Origin of the sequence: Dactylosporangium sp. NPDC048998 (assembly GCF_043197855.1) — a bacterium.
GTDB lineage: Bacteria > Actinomycetota > Actinomycetes > Mycobacteriales > Micromonosporaceae > Dactylosporangium.
Map to the genome: position 1 here is coordinate 13,311 of NZ_JBICTV010000032.1, position 26,452 is coordinate 39,762.

A 26,452-nucleotide genomic window follows, 5' to 3' on the forward strand; every position below is an offset into this window, starting at 1 on the left:
GGGTCCGCGCACCCGATCAAAGGTCCGAACCACCGCCGCCACGGTCCATTGTCGCGGCCACCCTGCCCGCGCGTGAGCACTCCGCCGCAATGCAGTGGGTCAGGGGTGGCGCGGGCGAGGTGGGCGCGTGGACTGGCGGGCGGTCAGCGTGCCCGGTGGGAGCGTCAGATGCGTCTCGCCGCCGCTGGTGAGGGTGGTCACCAGGGCCCGCGCGGTGAGTTCCGCCTGCAGGGCCGGGACCTGGACGACCGCGGTGATCTCCGGGACCGTGATCTGGCACAGGTCGGAGTCGTCCCAGGCGACGACCGAGAAGTCGCCGGGCACGGACAGGCCCATCTCATGAGCGACTTTCAACGATGCCGCGGCCATCACGTCGTTGTCGAAGACCAGGGCCGTGGGGGGTTCGGCCAGGCTGAGCAGTTCGCGGGTCGCGCGCATGCCGTCGGCGGCGCTGTAGTTGGTGTCGATCGACCGGTAGCGGATCTCGCCCAAGGAGTCCACGGCCGCCTGGTACGCCGCGTCGCGCTTCGTCGTGTGCAGCAGCTCCTGCGGGCCGGCCACCCGGGCGATGTCGCGGTGGCGCAGGGCGCGCAGGTAGCTCATGATGCCCTGGGCCGTGCCCGTGACGTCGGCGTCCACGGAGCTCAGGCCGGACAGGTCGAAGCCCTCGGAGCCGCCGCCGATGACCGCGGCCGGCAGGCCGATCTCGCGCAGCGCGGCGGGGCGGGGGTCGCCGTGGCGGAGGTCGGTGAGGATCACGCCATCGACGTGGCGGCCCGCGTACCAGCGGCGATACACGTCGATGGTCTCGGCGAAATCGTCGACCAGGTGCAGGACGAGCGCCACGTCGTTGCGGTTGAGCTCGGCCTCGACGCCGCTGAGCATCTGGGTGAAGAACGAGTCCACGACCATGACCCGCGGCGGGCGGACCAGCACCATGCCGACCGCGTTGGCGCGGGCGGTGCCGAGCGAGCGCGCCGCGATGTTCGGCGCCCAGCCCAGCTCGCGCGCGGCGGCCAGGACCCTCGCGCGGGTCTGCTCGGACACGCCGGGGCGGCCGTTGAGCGCGTAGGACACGGCGGCCTCGGAGACCCCGGCGTGCACCGCCACCTGACGGATCGTGACCCGTGCGTGCTGGTCACCGGATGCTGCGGCCACCTCGTGCTCCCGACTCGCCCTCCGCCCTCAACGTCGCGACAGTACAGGACCGCTCTACTTGGTCGCCCCGGCGGTGAAGCCGTTGTAGATGAAGCGCTGCAACGCGAGAAAGACGATGAGGGTGGGAATGATGACCAGGATAACGCCGGCGGAGATGACCTCCCACTGGGCGCCGAACGGGCCCTTGAAGCGGAACAGCGACGTCGAGATGACCCCGAGGTCCTGCGAGGGCATGTAGAGGAACGGGATGTAGAACTCGTTGTAGATGGCGATGCCCTTGATGATCACGACGGTGGCGATCGCGGGCTTGAGCAGCGGCAGGATGATGCGGCTGTAAATGGTGAACGGGCCGGCGCCCTCCAGCGCCGCGGCCTCGTCGAGCTCGGTCGGTATGCCGCGCAGGAACTGGCGGAAGATGTAGATGGCGATGATGTCGGTGCCGAGGAAGAGGGCGACGGCCGACCAGCGGGTGTCGTAGAGGCCCAGGGTGTCGACGACCTTGAAGGTGGCGACCTGCGTGGTCACGCCGGGCACGAGGGTGGCCAGCATGAACAGCGCGATGACGACGGCGCGGAGGCGAAACTCGAAGCGGTCGATGGCGTAGGCGGCCATCGAGCCGATGACGACCGTGCCGGTGAGGGACACGGCGAGGATGACCGCGGTGTTGGCGAACCCGCGCAACATGTTGCCCTTGGTGAACGCGGTGACGTAGTTGTCGAGGTCGAAGTGGTGCGGCAGGTCGAACGGGCCGGTGGTGGCGAACTCCTGGTGGGTCTTGAGCGAGGCGAAGACCAGCACGAGGGGCGGGAGCAGGACCACGAGGGTGGCGCCGACGAGGGTGAGGTACTTGAGCGGTCTCACGACAGGGTCACCTTCTCGTCGGGGGCGACCCGTCGCTGGATCCAGGTCACGAGCAGGATGATGCAGAGCAGAATGACGGCCATGGCCGAGGCGAGGCCGAGCTTGTAGTACTTGAAGGCCATGTCGACGGTCTGGATGACGAAGGTTTCGCTCTCGTTGGCGCCGCGGGTCATGATGAACGGGATCTCGAAGACGGACAGCGAGCCCGAGACCGCCAGAATGAACGACAGGCCGACGACGGGGCGGATGCCGGGCAGGATGATGTACCGGAACTGCGCCCAGCGGCCGGCGCCGTCGAGCTCGGCGGCCTCGTAGAGGTGCGCCGGGATCGACTGGATGGCGCCCAGGAACAGCACGAAGTTCAGGCCGAGGTACCGCCAGACGGACGTGCCGGCGAGGGAGTAGTTGACCACGTCGGGGTCGCCGAGCCACTGCTGCTTGAGCCCGCCCAGGCCGACGCTGCCGAGTGCGGCGTCGAGGGTGCCGCCGGGCTGGAAGAAGAACAGGAAGATCATGCCGATGGCGACGCCGTTGATGAGGTACGGGAAGAAGATGACGCCCTTGAACAGGTTCCGGAACCGGGTGTCGAAGCTCAGGACGGTGGCGAAGTACAGGGCCAGGGCGATCTGGACCACCGACCCGCCGATGTAGTACAGGCTGACCTTGAGCACGCCGAAGAGCTCGGGGCGGGTGAAGATCTCGACGTAGTTGTCCAGCCCCACGAACTCCTTCGACGGGCTGAGCCCGTCCCACGACGTCACGCTGTACCAGAACATGTTCGCGACCGGGATGTACGTGAACACGACCAGGAAGGCCAGCGGCGCGACGAGGAAGGCGTACGGCGTGAGCGGGCCGCGCCGGGAGTGCCGGCGCGGCCGAACGTCGATCACTTGAGCTTGGCCCGCGCTTGGGACCACTTCTTGTTCAGGTCGGCGAAGATCTGGTCTTTCGACTCGTTCTTCGCCCCGCGCGCCGCGTCGACGATGCCCTGGCGGTACTTGCCGTCGAACAGCGCGATCTCGGCCGCGTTGCCGATCTTGTCGGCGAGGCCCTCCTCGCCCTTCGGTGCCGGGTTGAGCTCGATGAACTCGGTCTTCGCCGCGGTCAGGTCGGCGAGGGTCGCGGGCATCGACGCGTTCTTGAACGTCGCCACGCCGCCCTGGTCCGTCGCGTAGTTCGACTCGTCGGTGAACCAGTCGATCCAGGCGCGGGCGGTCGCCTTGTTCTTCGAGTTGACGTTGATCGCGTTCTTGTAGTCGCCGCCGACGACGGTGTAGAACTTGCCGCCCACCTGGTTGGGGAAGGGCCAGTAGCCGATGTCGTCCTTGTTCGTCGCGGCCTCCTGCATCTGCACGATGGACCAGGAGCCCAGCATCATCGTGGCGATCTTGCCGGTGCCGAGCAGGCCCTTGGACTGCTCCCAGTTGGTCGTCGCCGGGTCCGGCTCCGTGTAGCCGCCCTTGACCGCGTCGTAGAGCAGCGAGTCGATGATGTACTGCTCCTTGCCCGGGCTCCACGGCGCGTCGTCCTTGCCCAGCTTCGTCACCGCGTCGGGGTCGCCGCTCACCGCGCCGCGGGCGCCCTCCCACTGGCCCAGCGGCCAGCCGTCCTTGTAGTTGGTGTACAGCGGGATCGCGCTCGTCTTCTCCTTGATCGCCTTGAGCGCGGCCAGGAACTCCTCGGGCGTCTTCGGCGCCTCGGTGATCCCCGCCTGCGCCCAGACCTTCTTGTTGAACACGTACCCCTGCGCGTTGCCGGTGATCGCCAGCCCGTACACCTTGCCGTTGTACATCTGCTCGGTGCGCACGAACCGGTACTTGTCCTTGAGCTCGTCGACCGTGCCGAGCGGCTCGAAGAACGAGGCCAGCTGGTCGGCGTTGACGGAGTTGGGGATGAGCAGCACGTCGCCGTAGTTCTTGGTGTTCATCCGGACCCGGACCTCGCCCTCGTAGTCCGTGATCGCCTCGAACTTGACGCTGGTGCCCGGATACTTCGCCTCGAACTTCTTCTTGTAGTCCTGGAACACGGTGCTGACGATGTCGGTGCGCTGGGTCAGGACCGTGATCTCGCCGGCGATCTTCCCGTCGCCGCCGCTGTCGCCCCCGCCGCAGCCGGCGAGGCCCCCGAGGGCCAGGCTCATCGCCAGCAGCCCGATGACTGGTTTCTTCATGTGGGCGGTACCGCCTTCCGTGTGTGTTTACTCAGCCCGCAGGTAGTCGACGTCGAAGGTGCCGCCGCCGGAGAACCACACCCAGACGGCGTGCACGTCGCTCAGCGCCGCGGCGTCGCAGGACATCGCGGTGGTCAGGTCGATCGAGACGGTGGTCGTGGTGCCGGCGTCGACCCAGCCCCAGCTGGACTGGCACCAGGTCCAGGCGTCGCCGGTCTGCACCGCCACGCTGGTCGACGTGCCCGCCGAGGAGCCGGTGCGGATCTCGTACTTCAGCGAGCCCTTGCCGGACAGGTCCGCCTTCTCCGGCAGCGGCGAGACGCCGAACCAGCCCCCATCGGCGGTGGCGATCCGCAGGCCGGAGGCGCCCTGCGGGTGGAAGTCGCCGGTCTGCGCGACGGTGCCGGCGTTGGCCTGCCAGTTGCCGGGCGCCCAGCCGTCGGTGCCGTCCTCGAACGACGACAGCACGAGCGGGTCGCCGGGGCGCGGGCGCACGGTGACGTCCAGCCGCGCCACGTTGGAGGTGCGGCCGGCCTCGTCGCGGATGGTGTACGCCGCGCTCGCCCGGCCCTGGAACCCGGCCGCCGGCGTGAACGTGACGACACCGGTGGCGGTGTTCAGCGTGAAGGTGCCGCCGGGCCCGGCCGCCGTCGTCTGCTGCCCGGCCGTGGCCGGGTCGAGGTCGATCGTCGACGGGCGGACCTTCGTGCGGTAGGCGATGTCGTTCGCCGCCGGCGTCAGGGTCACCGGCTCGTCGCGCAGCGTCTGGGCGGCGTCGTCGTCGGCGACGGGCGGGCGCGAGCGCTGCCCGTGGCGCAGCTCGTCGCCGGCGTTGGCGATGGTGGTGCAGACGGGGCTCGGGCAGTACACCGTGAACCCGTCGTAATCGGGGTAGTTCGTCCCGTCGTCCTGCGCGCCGGAGAGGATCCAGTAGAGGAACCCGTCGATGCCGGAGCGCACCGCCTCGTCGGTCCACGCCTTGTACACCACGTTGCGGGTCGCCTTGTCCTTGTACCCGAACTCGCCCAGCATCACGGGCTTGCGGATCCGGTCGGCGATCTGCACGTGGGTGCGGATCCACTGCGTGCCCCACGCGGCGTCCTTGCCCCAGCCGTCGGGGTACAGATGGAAGGACATGAGATCGACGCCCGGCAGCGCGGCCAGGGCCGCCGAGTCGACGCCGTCGGCGCAGTTGACGGTCCAGTCGCCGCTGGTGCGGTCGCTGCACAGGAAGCCCTCGTCGCCGACGCCGACGAGGTGGTGGCGGTCGACGCCGTGGATGTACCGGCTCACGTCGTCGGCCCAGCCCAGCAGCGTCCGCTCGGTGCAGCCCGAGCGTGGCAGCGCCCCGGAGCCGCCGCAGCGCGGCTCGTTGGCCAGCTCCCAGGCCATGACGGTCGGGTCGTCCTTGTACTTCACGCCGGTGAGGCTGTTGGTGCGGTTCAGCACGTGGCCGATCCAGTCCTTGAACCAGCCGCGGATCACCGGGTCGGTGTAGAAGTCGTCGTGGTGGCCTTCGGCCTGCGTCTGGGAGACCCGCCAGCGCACGTACTGGTCCATGCCGCCGAAGTCGCTCCAGTTGTTCGTCAGCGGGATGACCAGCCGGATGCCCCGGTCGCGGGCCGCCTTGAGCACGTAGTCGAGGCGCTGCAGCCCGTCGGGGCCGTCGTTGTACGCGGGCCTCGTGCCACCCCAGTACTGCAGGGAGACGCCGTTCTGCTGGGTCTCGAGGAACCCCCACGTGCGCAGGACGTCGAAGCCGGCCGCGGCGGCGTCGCCGAGCACGTCGTCGACCATCGCGCGGGAGCTGTACATCAGGTAGTAGTTGTTGGAGCCGGCGAAGCGGAACGTGCGGCCGTCGAGGCGCAGGTCCGAGCCCTGCCGGCCGACGAACCCGGTGCCGCGCTCCGCGGCCGACGCGGTGCCACCGGCGGCGACGACCGCGACGGCGGCGATCGCGCTCAAGGCCCGCGCGAGCATTCTCTTGTACATCGGTGGCCTTCCTTGGCGGGGAGGGCGGACGCCCACGCCGAGCAACGTAGTCAGCACCGTGCATGCGTCAACGAACCGCGATCGCCCGTGCTGATCAGCCCGAAGGCGGATCTGAAACTTCCACGGACCTGGGGTGTTAAGCGGTTAATTGGAGCCGACGATACGAGCCGAGCAGAGGGCAGTCAAGAACTCCGATCCCGGCCCAGGCCACCGGGGTTACCCGGTTCAGTCGTCTAGAGTTCGTCGGCGGTCAGCAGGGCGCGCACGCCCAGGTCCCGGCGAATTTGCGCGCGGTCGCCGAGGTCGTCGACGACGCAGGCCAGGCCCAGCCAGGCGGCCCCGATCTCGGCGACCATCTCCCGGATCGCCAGGGCCTGCGCGCCGCTCTCCACCCAGTCGTCGACGCACAGGACGCGGTCGCCCGGGCGGACCAGGGCGCGGCGGAAGCTCAGCAGCGCGCCGCCCTCGTGGTAGGTCGCCGGGAGCCGGCGCGACGCGTAGAACGCCGAGTGCGTCGCCACGCGGTCGTTCTTGCGTACCTCCACCAGGCCCACGCCCAGATGGGCGGCGACGAGCGCGCCGAGCAGCGTGCCGCGGGAGGCGGGGCCGAGCACCACCGTCGGCTCGCCGCCGACCAGGCCGGCGACGGCTGGCGGCAGGTCGCGCAGCACCGCCGGGTCGCGCCACCACTCGGTGATGTCGGCGAAGGCCACGTCGGGGCCGCCCCGCCAGTGAAACCCGATGCGGAGCCGGGCGAGCAGGCTTGGCACCGCGCTCAGGCACCCAGCTCAGGCGCCGAGCGCCGGGGCGGGCTGCCAGCGCCAGCGCGGGTCGCAGTCGGGGTCGTTGGCCGCGAGCACGGCGCGCAGCACGCCGTCGGGGTCGCAGCTGTACAGCCCGGAGCTCCACACGTTGTTGACCTCGAGCACCGCGAACTGCCCCGAGTCGGTGCGCCCCACATCGATCACGGCCGTCGGGGGCACGTCCTCGGCCGGCAGGTCGGCGAGCATCAGCGCGACGAAGGCCGCCGCCTCGTCGTGCCACGACGCGCGATGCATGCGCAGCGAGGGGCTCCACTCCTCGCCCTCCACCAGGTAGGGCGACCACGCCACCGGCTGCCGCCCGATGGTGAACACGCGATACTCCGAGGCGAGGTCGAGCCAGTGATCCATGATGATCAGCGTGCTGTCCGCGGGCAGCCGGGCGGTGCGCAGCCGGTTGCGCAGGTCGTCGGCGTTGCGCACCCAGGCGGCGGAGAACGCGGGATGCTTCTCGTCGGCGAGCTTGGCCACCGCCGGGCGCGGCCCGACGACGTCCGGCGCCTCGCCGACGGTGACGAGCCGGATGTCGCGGCCGGTGACGTCCTTGGGCAGGGCGGCGAACCACGACGGGGACGCGCCGTAGAGGCAGACGTCGGCGCCGCCCGCGATGAGCGTGGTGAGGTATCCGCCGGCGGCCCGCCAGGCCACGAGGTCGGCGGAGTGCAGCCCGGTCACCTCGGCCGGGTCGCCCGGCAGCTGCACCACCGGCAGCCCGATGCGCTGGGCGGCGTGCGTCAGCGCCGCGCTCGCCTCGGGGGAGCGCACGCGCAATGCCAGGGTCCGGAACTGACGCACCCTCATATCCTGCCAGCGAGCTTCGTCAGTGTCGGTGGCGGAGCCCACAGACGGCACATCGGCCGGCGGTGGCGGTCCGCCGGCAAGTCTCCGTGATCATGCGTTTCGGCGGCCTCCTTGTGCATCTCCACCCCACAAACGCGTGGTCAAAGCCGCACGCGCTCGCCGGTCGGGTCGTACAGGGGGCGCAGGGAGGCGCGCGCCGGGTACGTGGCCCCGGCGATCTCCACGGTCAGCTCGCCGGCGTCCAGCCAGGCCTGGTCGAGCGGGTCGGCGCCGGCGTCGAGCATGGCCAGGCCGACCGCGCCGCCGAGCGTGTGCCCGTAGGAGGCGGCCCGGACGTACCCCACGTCCCGGCCGTCGCGGCGCACGACCTCGCCGTGGAACATCAGCGCCTTCGGGTCGGTGACCAGCACCTGGACCAGCCGCCGGGTCAGCGGGCCGCGGGCGCGGCGGGCCAGCACCGCCTCGCGGCCGATGAAGTGCTCCTTGTCCAGCGCGACGGCGAAGCCCAGCCCGGCCTCGAGGACGTCGTCGGTGTTGTCGATGTCGTGGCCGTAGTCGCGGTACCCCTTCTCCATGCGCAGGCTGGCGAGGGCCTTGAGCCCGGCGTGGCGCAGCCCGTGCTCAAGGGTCCGCGCACCGGCGGCGACGAGGCGGTCGTACACGTGCACGGCCTGGTCGGCGGGGACGTAGAGCTCGTAGCCCAGCTCGCCGACGTACGTGATGCGCAGGCACAGCGCCCGGGCGTAGCCGATCTCGATCTCCGCGGCGCCGCGGAACGGCAGCGTGATCTCGGCCCCGGCCGCGGCCGACAGCACCGCCCGCGACCGCGGGCCCTGGAGGTTGATCTGCGCCCAGCCGGAGGTGACGTCGGTGACGAAGGCGTGGCGTTGCGGGGCGAGGTGCCGGCGCAGCCGGGTCAGCACGTGCCGGTGCGCGGTGTCGGAGGCGACGACCCAGAACCGGTCCTCGTCGAGCTGGGTGACGGTCAGGTCGGCCTCGATCGTGCCGCCCTCGTTGAGCCACTGGGTGTAGGTGACCCGCCCCGGGTTGCACACCCGGTTGGCCGACAGCTCCTCCAGCGCCGCCCCGGCCTCGCGCCCCTGGACCAGGAACTTGGCCATGAACGACATGTCCATGAGGATCGCGTCCTCGCGGGCCGCCCGGTGCTCCGCCGCCCAGGTGCCGAACCAGTCCGGCTTTCCCCATGAAAGCGCGACATTTCCGGAAAAGTCGTAGAAATCGGGCATTTCCCAGCCCGACACGTCCCGCCGGTACGGCCGCAGCGGCTCCAGGCGATCGTGCAGCGGCGAGCGTCGCGCGTCCCGGGCCGAGGTGAGGGCCTTGTTCGGGTAGTGCGCGGCGTAGACCTGCCCGAGCGCCTCGACGGTTCGCGCGGCGCGGTAGTCCCGGTTGCGCTGGTACGGCTGCAGCCGGTCGATGTGCATCCCGGTCACGTCGACGTCGGGCCGCCCCTCGGCGATCCACGCGGCGAGGGCCCGGCCGATCCCGCCCCCGGTCAGGATGCCGATCGAGTTCATGCCCGCCGCGACGAAGTAGTTGCGCAGCTCCGGCGACTCCCCGAAGATCGGCGCCAGGTCGGGGGTGAAGCTCTCCGGCCCGCAGAAGAAGGTGCGCACGCCGGCGGTCGCGGTCACCGGGATGCGGGCCATCGCCGCCTCCAGGTAGGGCGCCATGCGGTCCCAGTCGGGCGGGAGCGTGCCGAAGGAGAAGCCGTCGGGCACCCGCTCGACGCTCCACGGCGCCGCCGCGCCCTCGAACAGCCCGACCATCAGGCCGCCGGTCTCCTCGCGGAAGTACCCGTAGGCGCCGGGATCCTCCAGCACCGGCAGGTCGGCGCTCACCCCGTCGATCGGCTCGGTGATGAGGTAGTAGTGCTCGGCGGCCTGCAGCGGGATGCTGACCCCGGCCTCCTCGCCCAGCTGGCGGGCCCACATGCCGGCGCAGTTGACGACGACCTCCGCCTCGACGTCGCCGAACGGCGTGCGCACGCCGGTGACCGTGTCCCCGCGGCGCAGGGTGCCGGTCACGGGTACGCCCTCGAGGATCTCGACGCCGCGCAGCCGGGCCCCCTTGGCCAGCGACATCGTCACGTCCACGGGGTTGGCCCGCCCGTCCTCGGCGACGTAGAAGCCGGCCAGCACGTCGTCGGTGCGGGCCAGGGGGAACAGGTCGCGCACCTCGGCCGGGGAGATCTCGTGCACGTCGACGCCGAGGTGCCGGTTGAACGCGGCCACCCGGCGGTACTCCTCCAGGCGCCCCTCGTCGGCGGCCAGCTCGATGAAGCCGCACTGCCGCAGGCCGGTCGACAGGCCGGTCTCGGCCTCCAGGCCGGCGTACAGGTCGCGGGTGTACTGGCGCAGCCGGGTCGACGTCTCCGACAGCGAGCCGAACGTGACGATCAACCCGGCCGCGTGCCACGTGGTCCCGGCCGTGAGCCGGTCCCGCTCCAGCAGCAGTACGTCGGATACGCCCATCTTCGCCAGGTGGTACGCGACGGAGGTGCCGATGACGCCGCCGCCCACCACCACGACGCGGGCCCGTTCGGGGAGCTTCATGCGGAGCACTGTAGTGCGCCCGGCGCCGGGCGACCGCCACCGCCGCGTTCCCCCGATCGGCCACCTGGCCGTGCCGGCCGACGGCTGACCTGCGGCGTTGCGAGTGATTCGGGAACATCTCCGCTGAGAATGGCAAAAGTCCGCGCATGGGCGACCCGGCGAGGTAGCCTCGTTGGCGCTGCCGCTGTTGATATGTCCACAGTGGACCGAATCGGGCCGGATTCGCGTGAGCCGGCGTGAGCCGGGACACACCCGCATTCATTCATGTCGGCCGGGAACACATCCGAGGCCGGCGGCGTTCGTTACACAACCAAGTCACCAAGAGAGGGTGAACGCCATGGCCATCAGCACCGACTACGACGCGCCACGCCACCCGGTCGGGAGCGACCTCGCCGAGGACAGCCTCGAGGAGCTCACCGCCCGCCGGGCCAGTGGCCAGTCGGCATCGGTCGACGTCGACGACAGCGAGGCGGGCTTCGAGCTACCGGGCGCGGAGCTGCCCGACGAAGAACTGACCGTCCCTGTCGTCCCCATGCGCGGCGATGAGTTCCGCTGTTCCAGCTGCTTCCTCGTGCACCACCGCAGCCAGCTGGCCAGGGAGCGCAACGGCGCGCCGATCTGCACCGAATGTGACTAGCCGCGGATCTTGACCCTGGTCAGGTCCTCGGCCACGACAACCTCGCCGTCGAAGACCGCTTCCGCCTCCCGCCGGAAGCGCGACGGGTCGTCGTAGCGCTGCGAGAAGTGGGTGAGCACGAGCGTGCCCACGCCGCATTCCGCGGCCACCCGCGCCGCCTGCCCGGCGGTGAGGTGCCCGTGCGCGACGGCCAGTTCCTCGTCCTCGGCGAGGTACGTGGACTCGATCACGAGCACGTCGGCTCCTTCGGCCAGCCGCCCGACGCCGTCGCAGAGCCGCGTGTCCATCACGAACGCGAACCGCTGTCCCCTGCGCGGTTCGCTCACCTCCTCCAGCCGCACCCCCTTCAGCTCCCCGGCGCGCTGCAGCGCGGCCACGTCGGGGCCGGCGATGCCGCGCTCGCGCAGCCGGTCGGGCAGCATGCGCCGGCCGTCGCGCTCGACGAGCCGATAGCCGTAGGTCTCCATGCCGTGGTCGAGCCGGTGCGCCTCGATCCGGAACTTCGGGGTCTGCGCGATCGTCCCATCCGCTTCGACGGGGTTCTTGGTGATCGTCGCGCAGTCGTAGAAGGGCGCCGCGTTGCGGAGGCGGTCGAAGTACTCCTCGCCGCCGGCCGGGAAGTAGGCCTGCACGTCGTGCGGTGAGGAGTCCAGGGAGATCCGCTGGATCACGCCCGGCAGGCCCAGGCAGTGGTCGCCGTGGAAGTGCGTGATGCAGATCCGGGTGACGTCACTGGCCGCGACCCCGGCGTGGACCATCTGCCGCTGCGTGCCGTCGCCGGGGTCGAAGAGGATGCCCTCGCCGTCCCACGACAGGAAGTACCCGTTGTGGTTGCGCGACCGGGTCGGCACCTGGCTGGCGGTGCCCAGCACGACGAGCTCTCGAGGCGACACCCCGGGGACTGTACCGCCGGGCTACTCGGCCCGCGCGGGGGTTTCGCATCGGGCGAGCCAGGCCGCCGACTCCGCCGGCGGGAGCACCTCGTCGACGCGCAGTTGCGGTGCCATGAGCGGGTAGGGGCGGCCGGAGGTCCAGTGGCGCGGGTACGGCTCGGGATCGAGCACGACCACCCGCACGCCGTCGAGGTGCGGGATGTCGGCCGGGCGGCCCTCGTTCCAGATCCACTCGCCGCGGGCGTCGACGAGGTTCCAGTTGCCCTGGATGCCGCCCTGCGGCATGAGCTCCTCGCCGTCGGTGGCGGCGGCGATCTCGGTCTCGGTGGGGCGCCGCCCGGGCAGCCTGTGCGCCGCCGTGTCGTCGCCGATCAGCGCGGCGGCGAGCAGCGTGTGGAGCTGGAAGTTGTCGCCGATGCCGCCGATCGTCACCCGGAAGCCCCGGCCGGTGCCGGCGAAGCCGCGGTCGAGCACCACGAGCGGCTCGTCGTCGAGCACCAGCAGCAGCCCCTCGAGCCAGGCGGCGTTGCCGAGCAGTTCGCTCGCCGGCCCGGCCGCCGCCAGCAGCCGCTCGCGCTGCGGGAGGGCGGCGCGCACGTCGCGGCGCTGGTTGAGGTACAGCACGGGCTGCACCCAGGCGTCGCCGCAGAACCAGGCCTGGACCAGCGCCTCGGCCTCCTCCTCGGCCATGCCGCGCCCGGGGGCGGTGGCGACGAACCGGGCCCGCGCCGCCGCCACCTGCCCGAGATCGCCGGGGTCCGGCAGGCCGCCCGCGACCGCCCTGAAGAGCTGGGCGAAGCGCGCCGCCTGCTCCATCGCCCCGGCCGCCCGCTCGACCAGCGTCGGCAGCACCACGCCCGGGTCGGCGCCGAAGTCGACCATGGCCCCGGCGATCTGCGCCAGGTCGGGGCCCATGCCCAGCGGCAGCCGCGCCAGCATCGGCTCCAGCCGCACGAGCGCAGCCTGGACGTCCGCCGGCCCGGCCTCCCGGGTGCCGCGCATGATGCCCTCCAGCGCGGCGCGGAAGTCGTCCGGACCGCCCGACCGTACGGCCTCGAACAGGGCCTCCACCGGCCCGGCCAGCGGTGAGGTCATATGATGATCCTAACGATGGCCCGTATGTCCCTCGCGTGCCTGATGTTCGCCCGCCGTTACGCACCGCGACAGCCGGCGCCACGAGAGTCACCCTCATGCTCACCCGACGCCAGTTGCTCACCGGGGCGGCGGTCACGACCGGCGCCATCGTCCTTCCGCTGACCGCGGCCGATCCCTCCGTCGCCGAGCCCCTCCGCGGCGACCACCACGACCACGACGGACCGTTCGCGCTCGGGGTCGCCAGCGGCGACCCGCTGCCCGACGGCGTCATCCTGTGGACCCGCCTGCTGCGCGCGTCCGGGCCGCTGCCGGCTCGGCCGGTCGGGGTCGAGTGGCAGGTCGCCCTCGACGAGCGGTTCCGCCGGGTGGTCCGCTCCGGGCACGCCACGGCCTGGCCGCAGCTGGGCCACTCGGTCCACGCCGACGTGCGCGGGCTGTTGCCCGGCCACGAGTACCACTATCGCTTCCGCGCCCTCGGCGAGCTCAGCCCCGTGGGGCGCACGAAGACCGCGCCGCCGCCGTGGCTCGACGGCGGCCGGCTGCGCTTCGGCATCGTCAACTGCCAGGACTTCCAGAACGGCTACTGGCCCGCCTACACCGGCCTGGCCGCCGAGGACCTCGACGTGGTCCTGCACCTCGGCGACTACATCTACGAGTACGACCCGCACAGCGCCTACGCCGACCGCAACCACACCACCCCGCGCACGCCCGGGCTCGACCAGCTGCAGACGCTGGACGACTACCGGGCGCGGCACGCGCAGTACAAGGGCGACCCGGCGCTGCGGGCCGCGCATGCCGCCTTCCCGTGGGTGGTCACCTGGGACGACCACGAGACCGAGAACAACTACGCCGGCCTGATCGACGAGATCGACGACACCGGCGCGCAGCACCAGTCGCCGGAGCAGTTCGCGCGCCAGCGGGCGGCGGCCTACCAGGCGTACTACGAGCACATGCCAATCCGCGCGAACCTGCGGCCGGGCAGCCCGGACCTGCGCATCTTCCGCCGGTTCGACTTCGGCCGGCTGGCCCGCGTCAACGTGCTCGACACCCGGCAGTACCGCACCGACCAGCCGGGCGGCTTCCCCGGCGACTTCGGCCTGCCCGAGGCCGGCACCGCGAACACCGGCGGCACGCTGACCGGCGCGGACCAGGAGCGCTGGCTGCTCGACGGCCTGGACCGCTCGCCGGCCCGCTGGAACGTCATCGCCCAGCAGGTCATGATGAGCCGGACCAAGCTGCCCAACCCGACCGGTGGCGTCCCGCCGGTGCTGGCCAACCTCGACCAGTGGGACGGCTACGCGCCGCAGCGCACCCGGCTGCTGCAGCACCTCGCCGACGCCCGGGTGGCCAACCCGGTGGTCCTCGCCGGCGACATCCACTCGAGCTGGTTCAGCGAGCTGAAGCTGGACTTCGACCGGCCCGAGCAGCCCTCCGTGGCGGTCGAGTTCACCGCCACGTCGGTCAGCTCGGACTTCCCGATCGCGTTCGACGCGCCGCTGAAGGCGGTCAACCCGGTGCTCAACCCGCACGTGAAGTACTTCGACGGCTCGCGGCGCGGGTACCTGCGCTGCGAGGTCGGCAAGGACGCGTGGCGCACCGACGCGCGCACCGTCGACACCATCGCCACGCGAACGGCCCCGGTGTCGACGAGCGCGTCCTACGTCGTGGAGGCGGGCACCAGCAGCATCAGCAGGAGTTGAAGCCTCAGCACGAGTTCAACATCGTCTGCAGCGCCGACTTCTCCGACGACTGCAGTTTCAGGCTCCAGGTGTACTTCACGGTGATCCACATCTTCGCGTAGGTGCACCGGTACGAGGCCAGGGGCGGCTGCCAGGTCGACGGGCCCGAACCATCGACATGCGTGTCTCCTCTCGATCCGTTGGGAGCACGCTGTCGTTCGGTTGTGAACGACATGGGACGGCGGCGTTACCGCTGATCGAAGACTGTGAATTACTCCGGGAGGGGGGTCGGGCGGCGCTGAACGCCGGATGAAACGAGCAACCGCCGGCCGCGCGTGGCGCGGCCGGCGGCTTCAGCAGAGTGTCAGGACAGTACGCGCAGCTGGACCGTGGTGGCCATGCCGGCCAGCTGGGCGAGGATCTCCTGCGGGTAGTCGATGGCGATGTCGGTCAGCAGATAGCCGAACTCGCCGCGGGTGGCCAGGATCTGGCCCTCCACGTTGACCTTGTGGCCGGCGAAGATGCTGTTGACGTCGGCGAGCACGCCAGGGACGTTGTGGTGCAGCAGCGCGATGCGGTGCGTGTCCGGGGCCTGCTGCAGGTTGAGCGAGGGCAGGTTGACGCTGAGCGTCGTGGAGCCCTCCGAGACGTACTTGTGCAGCTTCTCGGCGACGAACGAGCCGATGTCGGACTGCGCCTCCTCGGTCGACCCGCCGATGTGCGGGGTGAGGATCACGTTGGGCAGGCCGCGCAGGGCCGACACGAACTCGTCGCCCTTCGCCTTCGGCTCCTTCGGGAACACGTCCACGGCGGCGCCGGCGAGGTGCCCGTTGTCGAGGTGGCGGCGCAGCGCGTCGTGGTCGATGACGAAGCCGCGGCTGAGGTTGAGGAAGATGCTGCGCGGGCGCATCCTCGCGAACTGCTCCTCGCCGAAGAACCCGCTGTTGCCCGGCCGCCCGTCCACGTGCAGCGTGACGATGTCGGCGACCTCGAGCAGCTCGTCGAGGGAGTTGCAGCGCACGGCGTTGCCCAGCGCGAGCTTCTCCGAGGTGTCGTAGAAGTACACCCGCAGGCCGAGATTCTCGGAGAGGACCGACAGCTGCGTGCCGATGTTGCCGTAGCCGACGATGCCGATCGACCGGCCGCGGATCTCGTGGGAGCCCTCGGCGTCCTTGTTCCACACGCCGTTGTGCATGTCGGCGTTCTTCTCGGTCAGCCGCCGCGTGAGCGCGATGATCTCGGCGATCGCCAGCTCCACCACGCTGCGGGTGTTGGAGAACGGCGCGTTGAACACGGCGATGCCGGACTCCGCCGCGCTGCGCAGGTCGATCTGGTCGGTGCCGATGCAGAACGCGCCGATGGCGCGCAGCTGCGGCGCGGAGGCCAGGACGTTGGCGGTGACCTGGGTCTTGGACCGGATGCCCAGCAGGTGTACCCCATCGAGCCTCGCGATCAGCTCGTCCTCGTCGAGCGCGCGACCGACGCTGTCCACCTCGTATCCCTCGGAGCGCATCCGCTCGACCGCGATCGGGTGGATGTTTTCGAGGAACAGGACCCGAACCGGGTCGGCCTGGGAAGTCTGTGGCTGCACACACCTACCCTATGTGACCCCCCGTGTCACTGGTACGTGAGCCGCGACTCGTCCCGTCCTGTGCGACCGCATGCCGCTGACGCAGCCGTTCGCGGACCTCCTCGGGCGTGTACGCCCGCCGCCGCCGCTCCGCCCGCGCGACCAGCACGCCCGTGGCCGCCACGCCGACGACACCGGCCAGCCCCACGACCTTCCACCACTTGATGCGCATGAGGCCCTAGGGTAGTACCGGTGATGGTCGATCTCGACGAGGCCGTGCGGATGGCGCGCACGGGTGACCTGTGGGTGTTCCGCGGCCGCACGACCGCCGACCGCGCCATCCAGACCCTGACCAACAGCCCGGTCAACCACGTCGGCATGTCCGTCGTCCTCGACGACATGCCGCCGCTCATGTGGCACGCCGAGCTCGGGCGGTCGCTGCCGGACATGTGGACGGGCACCCACCAGCGCGGCGTCCAGCTGCACGACCTGCGCGACGCGGTGCTGGTCTGGGGCCGCCGCTACGGCCAGCGCGCCTGGCTGCGCCAGCTGTTCCCGGAGGTCGGCCCGGCGATGGAGGACGCGGTCCTGCGCACGATCGCCCGCCTGGACGGCACCCCGTTCCCGTCCACCGCCCGGCTGGCCGGCCGCTGGTTCAAGGGTCGCCTGCCGCACCTGCGCGAGCCGACCTCCGGCTCCCTGGAGACTGCCTACTGCGCCGAGGTGGTCGCGGTGACGTACGAGGACATGGGCCTGCTCGCCAAGGACAAGCGGGCTAACTGGTACGACCCCGGCAAGTTCTGGAGCGGCGACGACCTGCGACTGCTCGGCGGGGCCACCCTCGGCGAGGAGATCGCCGTGTCGCTGCCCGCCGCATGAGCCCGCACCGGGGCTCGCCGGGGCCGGGGTGTGCCGATGCCCATAGGTCGTTGAGCAACTCTGGCCGTTCGGACGTGCGCAGTCTGCGAACGGACCGGGGTAGCTTTCTCGCGTGACCGAGCAGCCCCACCAGCCCCTCGACCACCTGGATCCGCCAGTGTCCGACCCCGAAGCCACGCAGCCCCTGCCGCCCCCGCCGCCGCGGCTCCACCCGGTGCACCGCCCGCCCGTGGCCCTCATCGCGGGCCTCGCGGCCGGGGTCGTCATCGCCGGGGCCGTGCTCGCGGTCCTCCTCGGGCGGATCGGCCGGGACCCCGACCCCGCGGCCGAGACGCCGCCGCGGCGGTTCGCCTCGCCGCAGGCGCTGGTGGAGTACCTCGACCGGCGCGGCCTGGCCTGCGACGACTACGAGGCCGTCGACGACGCCCGCGACGCCGTCGGCCGGGGCCGCTGCGTCGCCGCCGGGCAGCAGGTCGACGTCGGGGTGTACGCCGTGCACAGCGAGGTCGAGGCCCAGTGGGTCGCCCTGGCCGGCATCCGCGAACCGCTGTTCATGGCCCTGGGCGAGAACTGGGCCGTGGACGGCCCGGCCGACTGGACCAAGCGCGTCGCCGAGGTCATGAACGTCCAGTACCGAGCCCGACCCTAGGATGCACGAGTGCTCGATCGGTTCCTTCGTGTCTGGCTCGGAAGCTGGCCGTCCCCGGGGGGCCTCGTCGTCGTCGGCAGCCCGCTGCGGGAGAAGCCACGGTGGGACGGCGGGGAGCAGCGGGCGCTCGGCGTGACCGACGCGGCCGGCAACGGCGTGCTGTCCGTGCCACCCGCCGCCCGTGACGCGGTCGCGCGGCTCGTCGCCGAAACCGCCCCGGACGAGCTGGAGGCGGTGCTCGGCGCGGCGCTGGCCGCCCTCGTCGGCCGGCCCGAGCAGCACTTCTTCACCGGTGTGTTCCGCTGGAGCGAGGCGCCTTCGGACCTGCCGGACGCGGGGGAGTGGGAGCCGTCGGACGGGCTGCCGGACCGGCCCGGCCTGCCCGACTGGCTGCGGCCGTTCCCCGGCGAGGTGCTCGTCGCGCGGGAGCCGGGCACGGGGGAGTACCTGGCCGGCGTCGGGCTCAAGCCGCACGACGCGACCGGGATCGAGATCTCCGTCGGCACCGAGGAGCGGGCCCGCGGGCAGGGGCTGGCCCGGCGGCTGGTGGCCCGGGCGGCCCGGCGGATCGTGGGCGCCGGTGCGGTACCGATATATCTGCACGACCCGGCGAACACCGCGAGCGCCCACGTGGCCGTCGCGTCCGGCTTCCCCGATCTCGGCTGGAAGGTCCACGCCCTCGCGGGAAACGCCTGAGGGCGCGGAAATCCGCAGATCCGGGGTGCCGGAGTCGAAGAGGCGATATGTTCCCCCCTTCCGGCGCAGTGCACGTCGGCCGCCAGCCGATCTTCGACCGGGACGGCGACGTCCACGGGTACGAGCTGCTCTTCCGCGGCGACTTCGCCCGGCCCGGCTCGATGCAGCCTCGCGGCGCGTACGCCACGAGCCGGGTGCTCATCGCCGCGTTCACCGAGATCGGCATCGAGCCGCTGTGCGGGCGCGCGCTGTGCTTCGTGAACCTGACCCGGGAGTTCCTCGTCGGGGACCTGCCGCTGCCGTTCGACGCCGAGCAGGTCGTGCTCGAGATCCTCGAGACCGTCGAGCGCGAGCCGCTGCTGGACCTCGCGACCTACTGAGGATGCCGCCCGTTGCCCCCCACGCGGCCGTGTCAGCGGGTCCGTAGCTCTCGCCGGCTGACCGCCAGGTACACCCGATGGTCGCGGTGGTCGATGCGCTCGACCGTGTTCACGTCGACCTTGAGCAGCGCGCCGTCGTCGCCGGCGACCAGCACCTGCCGGCCGTCGTACGTCCTGCGGTCGATCGCGCCGACCTCGCCGTCGGTCGCCTCGACGGTGTAGCCCACGAGCACCATGGCTCTGTTAGTACCCATCTGGGTGTGGTTCCTCCCGCACTTTCCCGGTTGGCTGGAGAATCATGCCAGATGCCGCGATCACCCCGAGCACCATCATGGCGATGGCGCTCAGCAGCAGCGTGCGCCCCGCGCCGAACGCGGTCACGAGCGGCCCGCCGATCGCGGTGCCGAGCGGCACCGCGATCACCGTGATGGAGCCGAACGCGGCCAGCACCTGGGGCAGCCGGTCCGGCGGGGTGGTGCGCTGGAACAGGGCCATCACCGTAGACAGGTACGGCGCCCAGCACAGGCCCGCCACCGCGAACGCCGGCAGCGAGACGACGGCGGGGGCGCCCAGCCCCAGCGGGAGCATCGCGGCGCCGAACGCGACCACGATGCCGGTCATCGCCGGCCACAGGGGCAGGCGGCGCAGGAACGCGCTGCCCAGGCCGCCGACCACGGCGCCGATGCCGAACGCGGTGTAGTAGACCCCGAGGAGGGTGGCCGGGGCGTGCAGCTCGTCGGCGATGTGGATCGGCATCGCCGCGTAGAACGGGCCGAAGAGCAGGAAGAACCCGAACGACAGCGCGAGGAGCCCTCGTTGGGTTCGGCCGTTCGCTTCGCTGCCGCTCGGGTCGGTCGTGTGCCCGATCTTTTCGCTTGTATCGGGATCTGCTGGCTGACTGGTTGGCTGGGTTCTTGGCATGGCCAGCCGGTAGGTCGCGGCGAGCACCGCGAAGCTCGCCGCGTCCAGCGCGATCACCACCGCCGCGTTCGTCCAGCCGATGAGCAGCCCGGCCAGCGGCGGCCCGACGATCGTGGCGAACTCGCCGATCGCGGTGAGCACCCCGTTGGCGGCCAGGTGGTGCTCGCGCGGCAGCAGCTCGGCGACGAGCGTGTACCGCCCCGCCGAGCCCCACGCCGCCAGCAGCGAGGACACCGCCAGCAGTGCGACGTAGAGCCAGGTGTGCAGCACCCCGGCTCCGTACGCGACCACGATCGCGCCCAGCGCCGCCCCCCGCAGGGTCGCGTTCCAGCCGGCCAGCTGCGCCCCGCTCCGGCCGCGCAGGTAACGCCGGAGCAGCACGCCGCCGAGGGCCGAGGGCAGCGAGTACGCGGCGACGGCGGCCGCCACCCACGCGCCGCGCGCGCCGTCCGGCGCCAGCTGCAGCGCCAGCCACGAGATCGCGACGATGGACATGCCGTCGCCGAGCGCGGAGACCGCCAGCCCCGGCAGGACGCGACGCAAGAGCGGGTGGCGCAGAACCGGCCGATATGGCGTGGAGAGCATGGCTGCTACCCGATCTCACGCCGTACCACGAAGACAAGAAATATCGCGATGAGCGCAATTCGCGGCCTTGGGTTATGTTGCCTGCCATGCGTGGGTGGCCCGTCGGGCTGGCATTGTGGCTTCTCTTCGTGGCCGCCCTGGAGGCGGCCGGTGCCGTTGCGGTCTGGCGGTTCTTCGTCGGCACCGAGCACGGCCAACTGCTGGACTACGTCGCGATCACCGGCAACAGCATCGGCCGGTCCCGCGTCGAGACCCTGGTGCACAACACCCTCAACGGCATCTCCATTGTGTCGCTGACCGCCGCCACGATCGCGATCGGCTTCATCGCCCTGGCCCGCCGCCGGGTCGCCCTGGCCGTCGGCGCGGTCCTGCTCATCGGCGGCGCGAACGTGACCACGCAGGTGCTCAAGGCACTCATCTACCGCCCCGAGCTGGGCGTCGACCCGGAGCGCGCCGCGGCCGGCAACAGCCTGCCGAGCGGCCACACCACCATCGCCGCCTCGGTGGCCGTGGCCCTGGTCCTGGTCCTGCCCGCGAAGGCCCGCGGCCCGGCCGCCTTCCTGGGCACCGTCTTCGCCGCCCTGGCCGGCGTGGCCACCCTCTCCGCGGGATGGCACCGCCCCAGCGACGCTGTCGCCGCGCTGCTCATCGTCGGCGCCTGGGCCGCGGTCGCGAGCCTCTTCATCGTGATCGCCCAGCGCCGCCATGGCGGCGTGAGCTACGGTGCGCCGAGCACCTACACCACCGTCTTCCTGACCTTGGTCTCCCTGGTCCTGCTGGCCGGCGCCGCCCTCTGCATGCACCTCACCGACGACGTCATCACGCGCTCCGTCGACGACCTGAGCCGCCGCCGCCTCTTCGTCGCGTATGCGGGCGGCGCCCTCGGCATAGCCGGCATCACCGCCTTGGTGGTGGCCGCGGTCCTGCTGACGGTCCACCGCGTCGTCCCACGTCTCGTCCCACCCGCCGACCCCGAGCCAGACGAGGACGACGAGCCGACCACGCAGGCGATCCTCCCGGCCTGACCCCGCGCTGAAAGATCAAGCTCAGTGGTCGTCATCACCTCGCGGGGTCGATGACGAGCTTGCCGATGGACTGGCGGTTGCGGAGGTCCTCATGTGCGCGGCGGACTTCGGACATCGGGTAGTCGCCGCCGTGTATCACTCGGAGGTCGCCGGCGGTCACCAGCGCGGCCAGTTCGGCGTAGGCCTTTTCGAGGATCTCCGGGCGGGTGAAGGCGTGCATGAGCCAGAAGCCGCTGATCGTTGCCGAACGGCGTTGCAGTGCGCGGAGCGAGACCTTCTCCGGTTCGATGCGGCTCGCCATGCCGTACAACGCGAGCCTGCCGAACGGAGCGAGCGCGGCCAGGCTCTGGTCGGTCACGCGACCGCCGGTCATCTCCAGGACCACGTCGACCTGCGCGCCGTCGTTGGCGGCGCACAGCTCGGCTGTGAGGTCGTCGGCCGCCGGATCGATCGTGTTGTCGGCGCCGAGCGACAGCGCCACGTCGCGCTTCTCCGGTGTGCTCGCCACGGCGATGACCCGTTCGGCGCCGCGCAGCCTCGCCAGCTGTAGCGCCAGGGAGCCGACGCCGCCCGCCGCCGCGTGGACGACGACACTCTCGCCGGGCTGGATCCGGGCGGTGCGGTTGACCAACCACCACGCTGTCAGGCCCTGGGCGAGCAATGCGACCGCCTCGACGTCGTCGAGCTCGTCCGGCACCGGGAACGCGTGCGCTTCCGGGACGACGGCCTTCTCCGCGTATCCACCGTTCTGGATCATCGCGGCGACCCGTCGGCCATCAGGTGTCCGGCCGACGACCTCGCCGCCCGGGATGATCGGCAGCGTCGCCGAGGCGATGTAGCCGTTCTCCCTCAGCAGCGAGTCGGCGAAGTTGACGCCGCAGCGGGCCACCTCCACCAGCAGCTCGGCCGCTGCCGGGACCGGCTCGGGGAGGTCGCGCACCTGGACGACCTCGGGTCCGCCGAACTCCCTGATCTGAACCGCGCGCATTCCTGCCTCCGAATTGGTATCGAGTTCCATTTGGTACTGGGGACCGTATCGGACTGGGTTCAAGAACGCTAGACTGATGTGGTGGCTATGCACGAAGCGTCACTGCGGGAACGCAAGCAGCAACGGGCGCGCGAGGAGATCGTCGCGGCGGCGTACGATTTGTTCGCGGAGCGCGGCTACGCCGACGTGACCGTCGCCGATATCGCCGAGCGGGCCCAGGTCGGCCGAACGACCTTCTTCCGCTACTTCGGTGACAAGCAGGAAGTCGTATTCGCCAATGATCAGGACTGGCTCGACGGTCTGGTGCTGCCGGAGAGCCTGAGCGGCGAAGGGAAGCCAACCTTCGGCGACGCGATCGCGTTGCTGCGGGCCGTTGCGGAGCGGATCTGCGCAGCCGTGACGAGCGACCCGGAGCTCTACGTGCGGCGAGAGCGCCTGCTCGCCGAGAACCCGGAGCTCGAGGACCGCAACGCGCGCAAGCACCGGGCGTTCGCGGAGCGCATGCGGCACATGCTCGCCGAGCGTGGCGCCTCGTCGGAGGCGGCCGTGCTCGGGCCGCGGCTGGCGCTGGCGTGCTACTACACCGGCCGCGAGCTGGCTGGTGGGGATCCGGCTGCCCTCTGGCCGAACGTCGCCGCCGCGTTCGACGCGATCAAGTGGGAGTGAGCACGATTCGGTGAGGTCAGCCGATCAAGCGGGCGTGCCCACGTCCAGCGGGACACGATCCAGTGGGAGTAGCGCGAACCGGCGGGTGAGGCGATCAGGCGGGGTGAGGCGAAACGTTTGACACGGTCCGGGGACGGATATCTGAATGGTATGGCGAAGACGGATCACACCGGGGTGCCGCGGGTCGACGAGGCCATCGATCTTGCGACCATCCGGGACGAGGCGGAGCAGATCGCGGTGCCGGCGTTCGACTACATCGCGCAACCGATCGACGCGGTCGTCGACGGGGTCACCGGGCATGCGCACCACGAGGATCTCGACTCCGAGAACACCCAGGTCGACGAGGAGTCCTGAGCCGCGATCACGGGCAGGACCACGGTTGCGCGGTCAGCAGCTGATTCAGGTGTACCGCCGGAGCGGTGGCGAACTCGCCTGCCCGATCGTAGCCCTCGGCAGACAGTGCGCGGTGCCAGGTCAGGGCGCGGATCACGTTGCCGGTGATCATCGCGTTGCGGAGGTCGGCGAGCAGCTCGGCGCGCGGGGCGAGGTCGGTGAAGACCTCGAGGTACGCGTCGCGGGGGGCGCGTGTCGCTCATGCCACGGAGCGTGACGAGCATCGAGCCGAACGGGTGGGCCACCACACTGTCGCCCCAGTCGTAGCAGCGGCCCCCGTCGGCGAAGATGTTGCCGGAGTGCAGGTCGGCGTGGTCGAGGCTGACCGGTACCGCCGACTCGCCGAGCGCGGCTGCCACCTCGGTGAACCAGGCCCGCCGCGCGTGGACCGCGCTGTGACGTCGCCGGTGCGGCGCAGGCCGGCCTCGGACAACCGCGCGTCCAGCCAGCGCACGGGCTCGTCGGGGGCCGAGGTCACCGGTCCGGGGCCGGATGCGGGAGCGGGTGGGCGCCCTGCGGCCGCAGGCCGTCGAAGATGATCGCCAGATAGCGGCGCCACAGGTCGGGCGGGGCGCCCGAGGCGTAGCCGGCGACGTAGTTCGGCGCGCACATGAGCAGGAAAAGGTCCGTGCCCGTGATGTCGTCGCGGACGGCGCCCTGGTCGCGGGCGCGGTCGACCAGCGCGTCGATGGTCGCCTGCAGCCGGTTCTGGACCTTCGAAACGGTGGGGGAGGAGATATTCGGGTTCGCCACGCCCCGCGCGATCCGCCACATGGGCAGCTCGTCGTTGAGCACCGGCGCACTCGCGGAATACGCGGTGTTCGAGGCCGACACGCCGTTCCTCGCACGAAGGCCGGACGCGCTCGACGTCGAGCAGGCGGCGGCCCTGCCCACGGTGGGGCTGACGGCTCGGGCCCTCATGGCGTCCGCCGAGGTCAAGCCAGAAACCAGGGTCCTGGTCGTCGGCGCCACAGGAGGAGTCGGCACTACGGTGCTGCCCCTCCTCGCCAGGGCTGGCGCCCACGTCGTGGCGACCGCGCGCGAGGCCGACGCCGACCTGGTGCGCTCGCTCGGCGCCGCCGAGGTCGTCGGGTACGACGACTATCCCGACGGCATCGACCTGGCACTCAACCTGGTGCTGCCCGGCGACCGGCTCGAGCGGCTGGTCGCGGCGGTGCGGCCGGGAGGGCGTCTGCTGACGATCACGTTCCCGCCGCCGGAGCGCCACGACGAGGCCGACGTGCGGCTGGTGCTCGATATGGAGGGACGGTTCGGCGGCATGGCCGAAGTCGCGGCGGACGCGGTCGCTGGGGACCTGCGGGCCCGGATCGCCGCGCGATACGAGTTCGACGACGCCGCGCGGGCACTGTCCGACTTCGCCGCGCGGCACAAGACCGGGAAGCTGGTGGTGCGGGTACGCTCTCGCACGTGAATATCGTCGCCGAGGTCCTCGTCGGCCTGGTTGCCGCCCTGCATCTGTACTTCCTGGTGCTGGAGATGTTCCTCTGGACGGCACCACGGACGCGGGCGGCGTTCGGCACGACGGAGGAGTTCGCGAACGCCAGCAAGGCGCTCGCGGCGAACCAGGGCCTGTACAACGGGTTCCTCGCCGCCGGGCTCGTCTACGGGCTGGTCGCGTCGAACATCGCGTTCGAGGTGTTCTTTCTGATCTGCGTCATCGTGGCCGGTCTGTACGGCGCGGCCACCGCCAACCGTCGCATCCTCCTGATACAGGCACTACCGGGCGCCCTCGCGCTCGCCGCCGTCCTCATCGCCCGCTGACAAACCCGAGCGTTGTGCGCTGGTCAGGCGTCGGCCTTCGCCGAGTGCTGGGTGTTCGCCAGGCGGTGGGTTTAACGAAGATCGAGTGACTTCCAGGCCGTGGGGTTGGCGGGGCGGTCGGCCCACCAGACGACGCCGGCTCGGGCGGTGGTCACGCCGATGTCGGTGCCGAGGAGGCGGATAACGCCGGCGTCGATGTCGTAGGCGACCAGGCGGACCGTCGCACCCTGGGCTTCGGTGAAGATCTCGTAGCGGCCGGCGAGCGCGTTGTCGATGGTGACGGCGGTCAGGTCGCCGGGGACGCGACGGCGGGCGGTGCCGTCAGGATGGAGGACGTCGTAGATGTGCCGGTCGCCGAGCTGGACCATGGAGCGGCACCACACAGGGGTGCAGACGACGGTCTCGGCGGCGGCGCGGGTGACGGTGCGCCGCTCGCCGGTCTGCGGGTTCGCGAGCACGAGCGGGGCCTGGTCGTCGACGCTGAGCAGCCACGGCCAGGCGGTGTGCCGGAACCGGCCCTCGAACGAGGCCGTGGTGACCCGGCCGCCGGTGAGCGCGACGCTGCGCAGCTCGGTGCGGGCCCCGTCGTCGGGCGGAGCGGCGACCCAGTGGAGGCGGCCGTCGGCGACGACGAGGTCGTACTCGGAGTCGAAGAACACCGCGGCGCCGGTGTCGGCGGTGAGGGACGCCGGCGGGGAGGAGCCGTCCAGCGGCGCGCGCCACAGGCGAGTCTCGTAGGTGCCGTCGGGGTCGGCGGCCGACTCGGCCCAGTAGAGTGTGCCGTCCGCCGCGGTGAAGCCGAGGAACTGGGCGTACCGGTCCCTGGGGGCGCGGCGCAGTTCGCGGTCGCCGCCGCGGTCGCGCAGGATGAGCCGGTCCGCCGAGCCGTCCGGCGTGAGGGCCGTGCCGACGGAGGTGGTGGCGCCGGCGTAGAACAGCGGCGTGTACTCGGCGCCGTCGGGCAGCGTCGCGGAGAAGACGACGGGCGCGGGCGGGGAGGCGGTGGCGGCGGCCGGCGTCGCCGACGGCGGGGTGCTGGGCGCCGACCCGACCGCGGTCAGCAGCCAACCGGCGGCGGCGAGCGCGACGGCTAGGGCGATCAGCGGCCGGGCCTTCCTCACCGGGGCAACCTAGCCGGAGTTGAACACCATTTCCAACTCTGCCGCGCCGGGCCCGGGTGTTTCGTGAGAGTTTCACACTGTCGAAGCGCTTGACCAGCCTCTGGCCTGGGGCGA

At 71.4% G+C, this 26,452-nt stretch carries 29 protein-coding genes and 1 pseudogene; 11 read left to right on the forward strand and 19 right to left on the reverse strand.

Features of this window, described 5'->3' with window-relative positions:
- Window positions 1-99: 99 nt before the first annotated feature.
- From ACGFI8_RS39520 to ACGFI8_RS39555, 8 genes are all read right to left on the reverse strand, one after another.
- Window positions 100-1,158, reverse strand: a complete 1,059-nt coding sequence (locus ACGFI8_RS39520; RefSeq protein ID WP_392812552.1) for a LacI family DNA-binding transcriptional regulator — start codon at window positions 1,156-1,158, stop codon at window positions 100-102.
- 54 nt (window positions 1,159-1,212) lie between these two features.
- Window positions 1,213-2,019, reverse strand: coding sequence for a carbohydrate ABC transporter permease (locus ACGFI8_RS39525; RefSeq protein ID WP_392812555.1), 807 nt, complete (start codon window positions 2,017-2,019; stop codon window positions 1,213-1,215).
- Window positions 2,016-2,909: a carbohydrate ABC transporter permease gene (locus ACGFI8_RS39530; RefSeq protein ID WP_392812558.1), complete on the reverse strand. Its 894-nt coding sequence runs from the start codon at window positions 2,907-2,909 to the stop codon at window positions 2,016-2,018. The genes ACGFI8_RS39525 and ACGFI8_RS39530 overlap by 4 nt, the downstream gene beginning before the upstream one ends.
- Entirely contained in the window at window positions 2,906-4,189 is a 1,284-nt protein-coding gene (locus tag ACGFI8_RS39535) for an ABC transporter substrate-binding protein (RefSeq protein ID WP_392812560.1), read from the reverse strand. Before ACGFI8_RS39535 ends, ACGFI8_RS39530 begins: the two co-directional genes overlap by 4 nt.
- A 27-nt stretch (window positions 4,190-4,216) precedes the next feature.
- A complete protein-coding gene (locus ACGFI8_RS39540) occupies window positions 4,217-6,181 on the reverse strand; it encodes a cellulase family glycosylhydrolase (protein WP_392812562.1) in 1,965 nt (654 codons plus the stop codon).
- Between the two features lie 233 nt (window positions 6,182-6,414).
- Window positions 6,415-6,951 (reverse strand): phosphoribosyltransferase family protein, encoded by a 537-nt coding sequence (locus ACGFI8_RS39545; protein ID WP_392812563.1) that lies wholly within the window; start codon window positions 6,949-6,951, stop codon window positions 6,415-6,417.
- Between the two features lie 18 nt (window positions 6,952-6,969).
- Complete coding sequence (locus ACGFI8_RS39550; protein WP_392812565.1) at window positions 6,970-7,797, reverse strand: ATP-grasp domain-containing protein; 828 nt, start codon at window positions 7,795-7,797, stop codon at window positions 6,970-6,972.
- A 146-nt stretch (window positions 7,798-7,943) separates the two neighbouring features.
- Window positions 7,944-10,379, reverse strand: coding sequence for an FAD-dependent oxidoreductase (locus ACGFI8_RS39555; RefSeq protein WP_392812567.1), 2,436 nt, complete (start codon window positions 10,377-10,379; stop codon window positions 7,944-7,946).
- A gap of 343 nt (window positions 10,380-10,722) precedes the next feature.
- Between ACGFI8_RS39555 and ACGFI8_RS39560 the strand changes: the two genes are divergently transcribed.
- Window positions 10,723-11,016, forward strand: coding sequence for a DUF4193 domain-containing protein (locus ACGFI8_RS39560; protein WP_392812674.1), 294 nt, complete (start codon window positions 10,723-10,725; stop codon window positions 11,014-11,016).
- Here the strand turns inward: ACGFI8_RS39560 and ACGFI8_RS39565 are convergent.
- Together ACGFI8_RS39565 and ACGFI8_RS39570 are read right to left on the reverse strand one after the other, a co-directional pair.
- On the reverse strand, window positions 11,013-11,909 hold the full coding sequence (locus ACGFI8_RS39565) for a ribonuclease Z (protein WP_392812569.1): 897 nt from the start codon (window positions 11,907-11,909) through the stop codon (window positions 11,013-11,015). The two genes, ACGFI8_RS39560 and ACGFI8_RS39565, sit on opposite strands and share 4 nt — an antisense overlap.
- A gap of 21 nt (window positions 11,910-11,930) precedes the next feature.
- Window positions 11,931-13,004, reverse strand: a complete 1,074-nt coding sequence (locus ACGFI8_RS39570) for a hypothetical protein (RefSeq protein WP_392812570.1) — start codon at window positions 13,002-13,004, stop codon at window positions 11,931-11,933.
- Window positions 13,005-13,099: 95 nt separating this feature from the next.
- On the opposite strand from ACGFI8_RS39570, the gene ACGFI8_RS39575 reads away from it, so the two are divergent.
- Entirely contained in the window at window positions 13,100-14,704 is a 1,605-nt protein-coding gene (locus ACGFI8_RS39575) for an alkaline phosphatase D family protein (RefSeq protein ID WP_392812571.1), read from the forward strand.
- Between the two features lie 343 nt (window positions 14,705-15,047).
- On the opposite strand, the gene serA is transcribed toward ACGFI8_RS39575, so the two are convergent.
- Together serA and ACGFI8_RS39585 are read right to left on the reverse strand one after the other, a co-directional pair.
- Complete coding sequence (gene serA, locus ACGFI8_RS39580) at window positions 15,048-16,274, reverse strand: phosphoglycerate dehydrogenase (RefSeq protein WP_392812573.1); 1,227 nt, start codon at window positions 16,272-16,274, stop codon at window positions 15,048-15,050.
- A gap of 4 nt (window positions 16,275-16,278) precedes the next feature.
- Window positions 16,279-16,485, reverse strand: a complete 207-nt coding sequence (locus ACGFI8_RS39585; RefSeq protein ID WP_392812574.1) for a hypothetical protein — start codon at window positions 16,483-16,485, stop codon at window positions 16,279-16,281.
- A 23-nt stretch (window positions 16,486-16,508) separates the two neighbouring features.
- Here ACGFI8_RS39585 and ACGFI8_RS39590 point away from each other — a divergent pair, with 23 nt between their 5' ends.
- The 4 genes from ACGFI8_RS39590 (at window position 16,509) to ACGFI8_RS39605 (ending at window position 18,857) form a co-directional block, all read left to right on the forward strand.
- Window positions 16,509-17,132 (forward strand): hypothetical protein, encoded by a 624-nt coding sequence (locus tag ACGFI8_RS39590; RefSeq protein WP_392812675.1) that lies wholly within the window; start codon window positions 16,509-16,511, stop codon window positions 17,130-17,132.
- A gap of 112 nt (window positions 17,133-17,244) precedes the next feature.
- Window positions 17,245-17,781, forward strand: a complete 537-nt coding sequence (locus ACGFI8_RS39595) for a hypothetical protein (protein WP_392812576.1) — start codon at window positions 17,245-17,247, stop codon at window positions 17,779-17,781.
- A gap of 9 nt (window positions 17,782-17,790) precedes the next feature.
- Window positions 17,791-18,477 carry a GNAT family N-acetyltransferase gene (locus tag ACGFI8_RS39600; RefSeq protein WP_392812578.1) on the forward strand — a complete coding sequence of 229 codons (687 nt, stop codon included), beginning with the start codon at window positions 17,791-17,793 and terminating at the stop codon, window positions 18,475-18,477.
- Between the two features lie 47 nt (window positions 18,478-18,524).
- Complete coding sequence (locus ACGFI8_RS39605) at window positions 18,525-18,857, forward strand: hypothetical protein (protein WP_392812580.1); 333 nt, start codon at window positions 18,525-18,527, stop codon at window positions 18,855-18,857.
- A 32-nt stretch (window positions 18,858-18,889) separates the two neighbouring features.
- Here the strand turns inward: ACGFI8_RS39605 and ACGFI8_RS39610 are convergent, their stop codons facing one another.
- Both ACGFI8_RS39610 and ACGFI8_RS39615 read right to left on the reverse strand, forming a co-directional pair.
- On the reverse strand, window positions 18,890-19,111 hold the full coding sequence (locus ACGFI8_RS39610; protein WP_392812582.1) for a hypothetical protein: 222 nt from the start codon (window positions 19,109-19,111) through the stop codon (window positions 18,890-18,892).
- Window positions 19,101-20,363, reverse strand: a complete 1,263-nt coding sequence (locus tag ACGFI8_RS39615; RefSeq protein ID WP_392812583.1) for an MFS transporter — start codon at window positions 20,361-20,363, stop codon at window positions 19,101-19,103. The genes ACGFI8_RS39610 and ACGFI8_RS39615 overlap by 11 nt, the downstream gene beginning before the upstream one ends.
- A gap of 86 nt (window positions 20,364-20,449) precedes the next feature.
- On the opposite strand from ACGFI8_RS39615, the gene ACGFI8_RS39620 reads away from it, so the two are divergent.
- Window positions 20,450-21,388 carry a phosphatase PAP2 family protein gene (locus tag ACGFI8_RS39620; protein WP_392812584.1) on the forward strand — a complete coding sequence of 313 codons (939 nt, stop codon included), beginning with the start codon at window positions 20,450-20,452 and terminating at the stop codon, window positions 21,386-21,388.
- A 34-nt stretch (window positions 21,389-21,422) separates the two neighbouring features.
- Here the strand turns inward: ACGFI8_RS39620 and ACGFI8_RS39625 are convergent, their stop codons facing one another.
- Window positions 21,423-22,469 (reverse strand): zinc-binding alcohol dehydrogenase family protein, encoded by a 1,047-nt coding sequence (locus tag ACGFI8_RS39625; protein WP_392812585.1) that lies wholly within the window; start codon window positions 22,467-22,469, stop codon window positions 21,423-21,425.
- On the opposite strand from ACGFI8_RS39625, the gene ACGFI8_RS39630 reads away from it, so the two are divergent.
- Both ACGFI8_RS39630 and ACGFI8_RS39635 read left to right on the forward strand, forming a co-directional pair.
- The gene (locus ACGFI8_RS39630; RefSeq protein WP_392812677.1) at window positions 22,464-23,042 is read left to right on the forward strand and encodes a TetR/AcrR family transcriptional regulator; all 579 of its coding nucleotides are present in this window, start codon (window positions 22,464-22,466) and stop codon (window positions 23,040-23,042) included. The genes ACGFI8_RS39625 and ACGFI8_RS39630 overlap by 6 nt on opposite strands.
- Window positions 23,043-23,192: 150 nt before the next feature.
- Window positions 23,193-23,396 carry a hypothetical protein gene (locus tag ACGFI8_RS39635; RefSeq protein WP_392812587.1) on the forward strand — a complete coding sequence of 68 codons (204 nt, stop codon included), beginning with the start codon at window positions 23,193-23,195 and terminating at the stop codon, window positions 23,394-23,396.
- 7 nt (window positions 23,397-23,403) lie between these two features.
- Here ACGFI8_RS39635 and ACGFI8_RS39640 read toward each other — a convergent pair whose 3' ends face one another.
- From ACGFI8_RS39640 to ACGFI8_RS39650, 3 genes and pseudogenes are all read right to left on the reverse strand, one after another.
- Complete coding sequence (locus tag ACGFI8_RS39640) at window positions 23,404-23,547, reverse strand: hypothetical protein (RefSeq protein WP_392812589.1); 144 nt, start codon at window positions 23,545-23,547, stop codon at window positions 23,404-23,406.
- A 178-nt stretch (window positions 23,548-23,725) separates the two neighbouring features.
- Window positions 23,726-23,983: pseudogene (locus ACGFI8_RS39645) on the reverse strand (hypothetical protein); the annotation flags it as partial.
- The gene (locus ACGFI8_RS39650) at window positions 23,910-24,230 is read right to left on the reverse strand and encodes a hypothetical protein (RefSeq protein WP_392812590.1); all 321 of its coding nucleotides are present in this window, start codon (window positions 24,228-24,230) and stop codon (window positions 23,910-23,912) included. The pseudogene ACGFI8_RS39645 and the gene ACGFI8_RS39650, both read right to left, overlap by 74 nt.
- On the opposite strand from ACGFI8_RS39650, the gene ACGFI8_RS39655 reads away from it, so the two are divergent.
- Window positions 24,223-24,867 carry a zinc-binding dehydrogenase gene (locus ACGFI8_RS39655; protein ID WP_392812592.1) on the forward strand — a complete coding sequence of 215 codons (645 nt, stop codon included), beginning with the start codon at window positions 24,223-24,225 and terminating at the stop codon, window positions 24,865-24,867. The two genes, ACGFI8_RS39650 and ACGFI8_RS39655, sit on opposite strands and share 8 nt — an antisense overlap.
- Window positions 24,864-25,217, forward strand: coding sequence for a DUF1304 domain-containing protein (locus tag ACGFI8_RS39660; RefSeq protein WP_392812593.1), 354 nt, complete (start codon window positions 24,864-24,866; stop codon window positions 25,215-25,217). The genes ACGFI8_RS39655 and ACGFI8_RS39660 overlap by 4 nt, the downstream gene beginning before the upstream one ends.
- A gap of 71 nt (window positions 25,218-25,288) precedes the next feature.
- Here the strand turns inward: ACGFI8_RS39660 and ACGFI8_RS39665 are convergent, their stop codons facing one another.
- Window positions 25,289-26,338: a hypothetical protein gene (locus ACGFI8_RS39665; protein WP_392812594.1), complete on the reverse strand. Its 1,050-nt coding sequence runs from the start codon at window positions 26,336-26,338 to the stop codon at window positions 25,289-25,291.
- Window positions 26,339-26,452 lie beyond the last annotated feature (114 nt).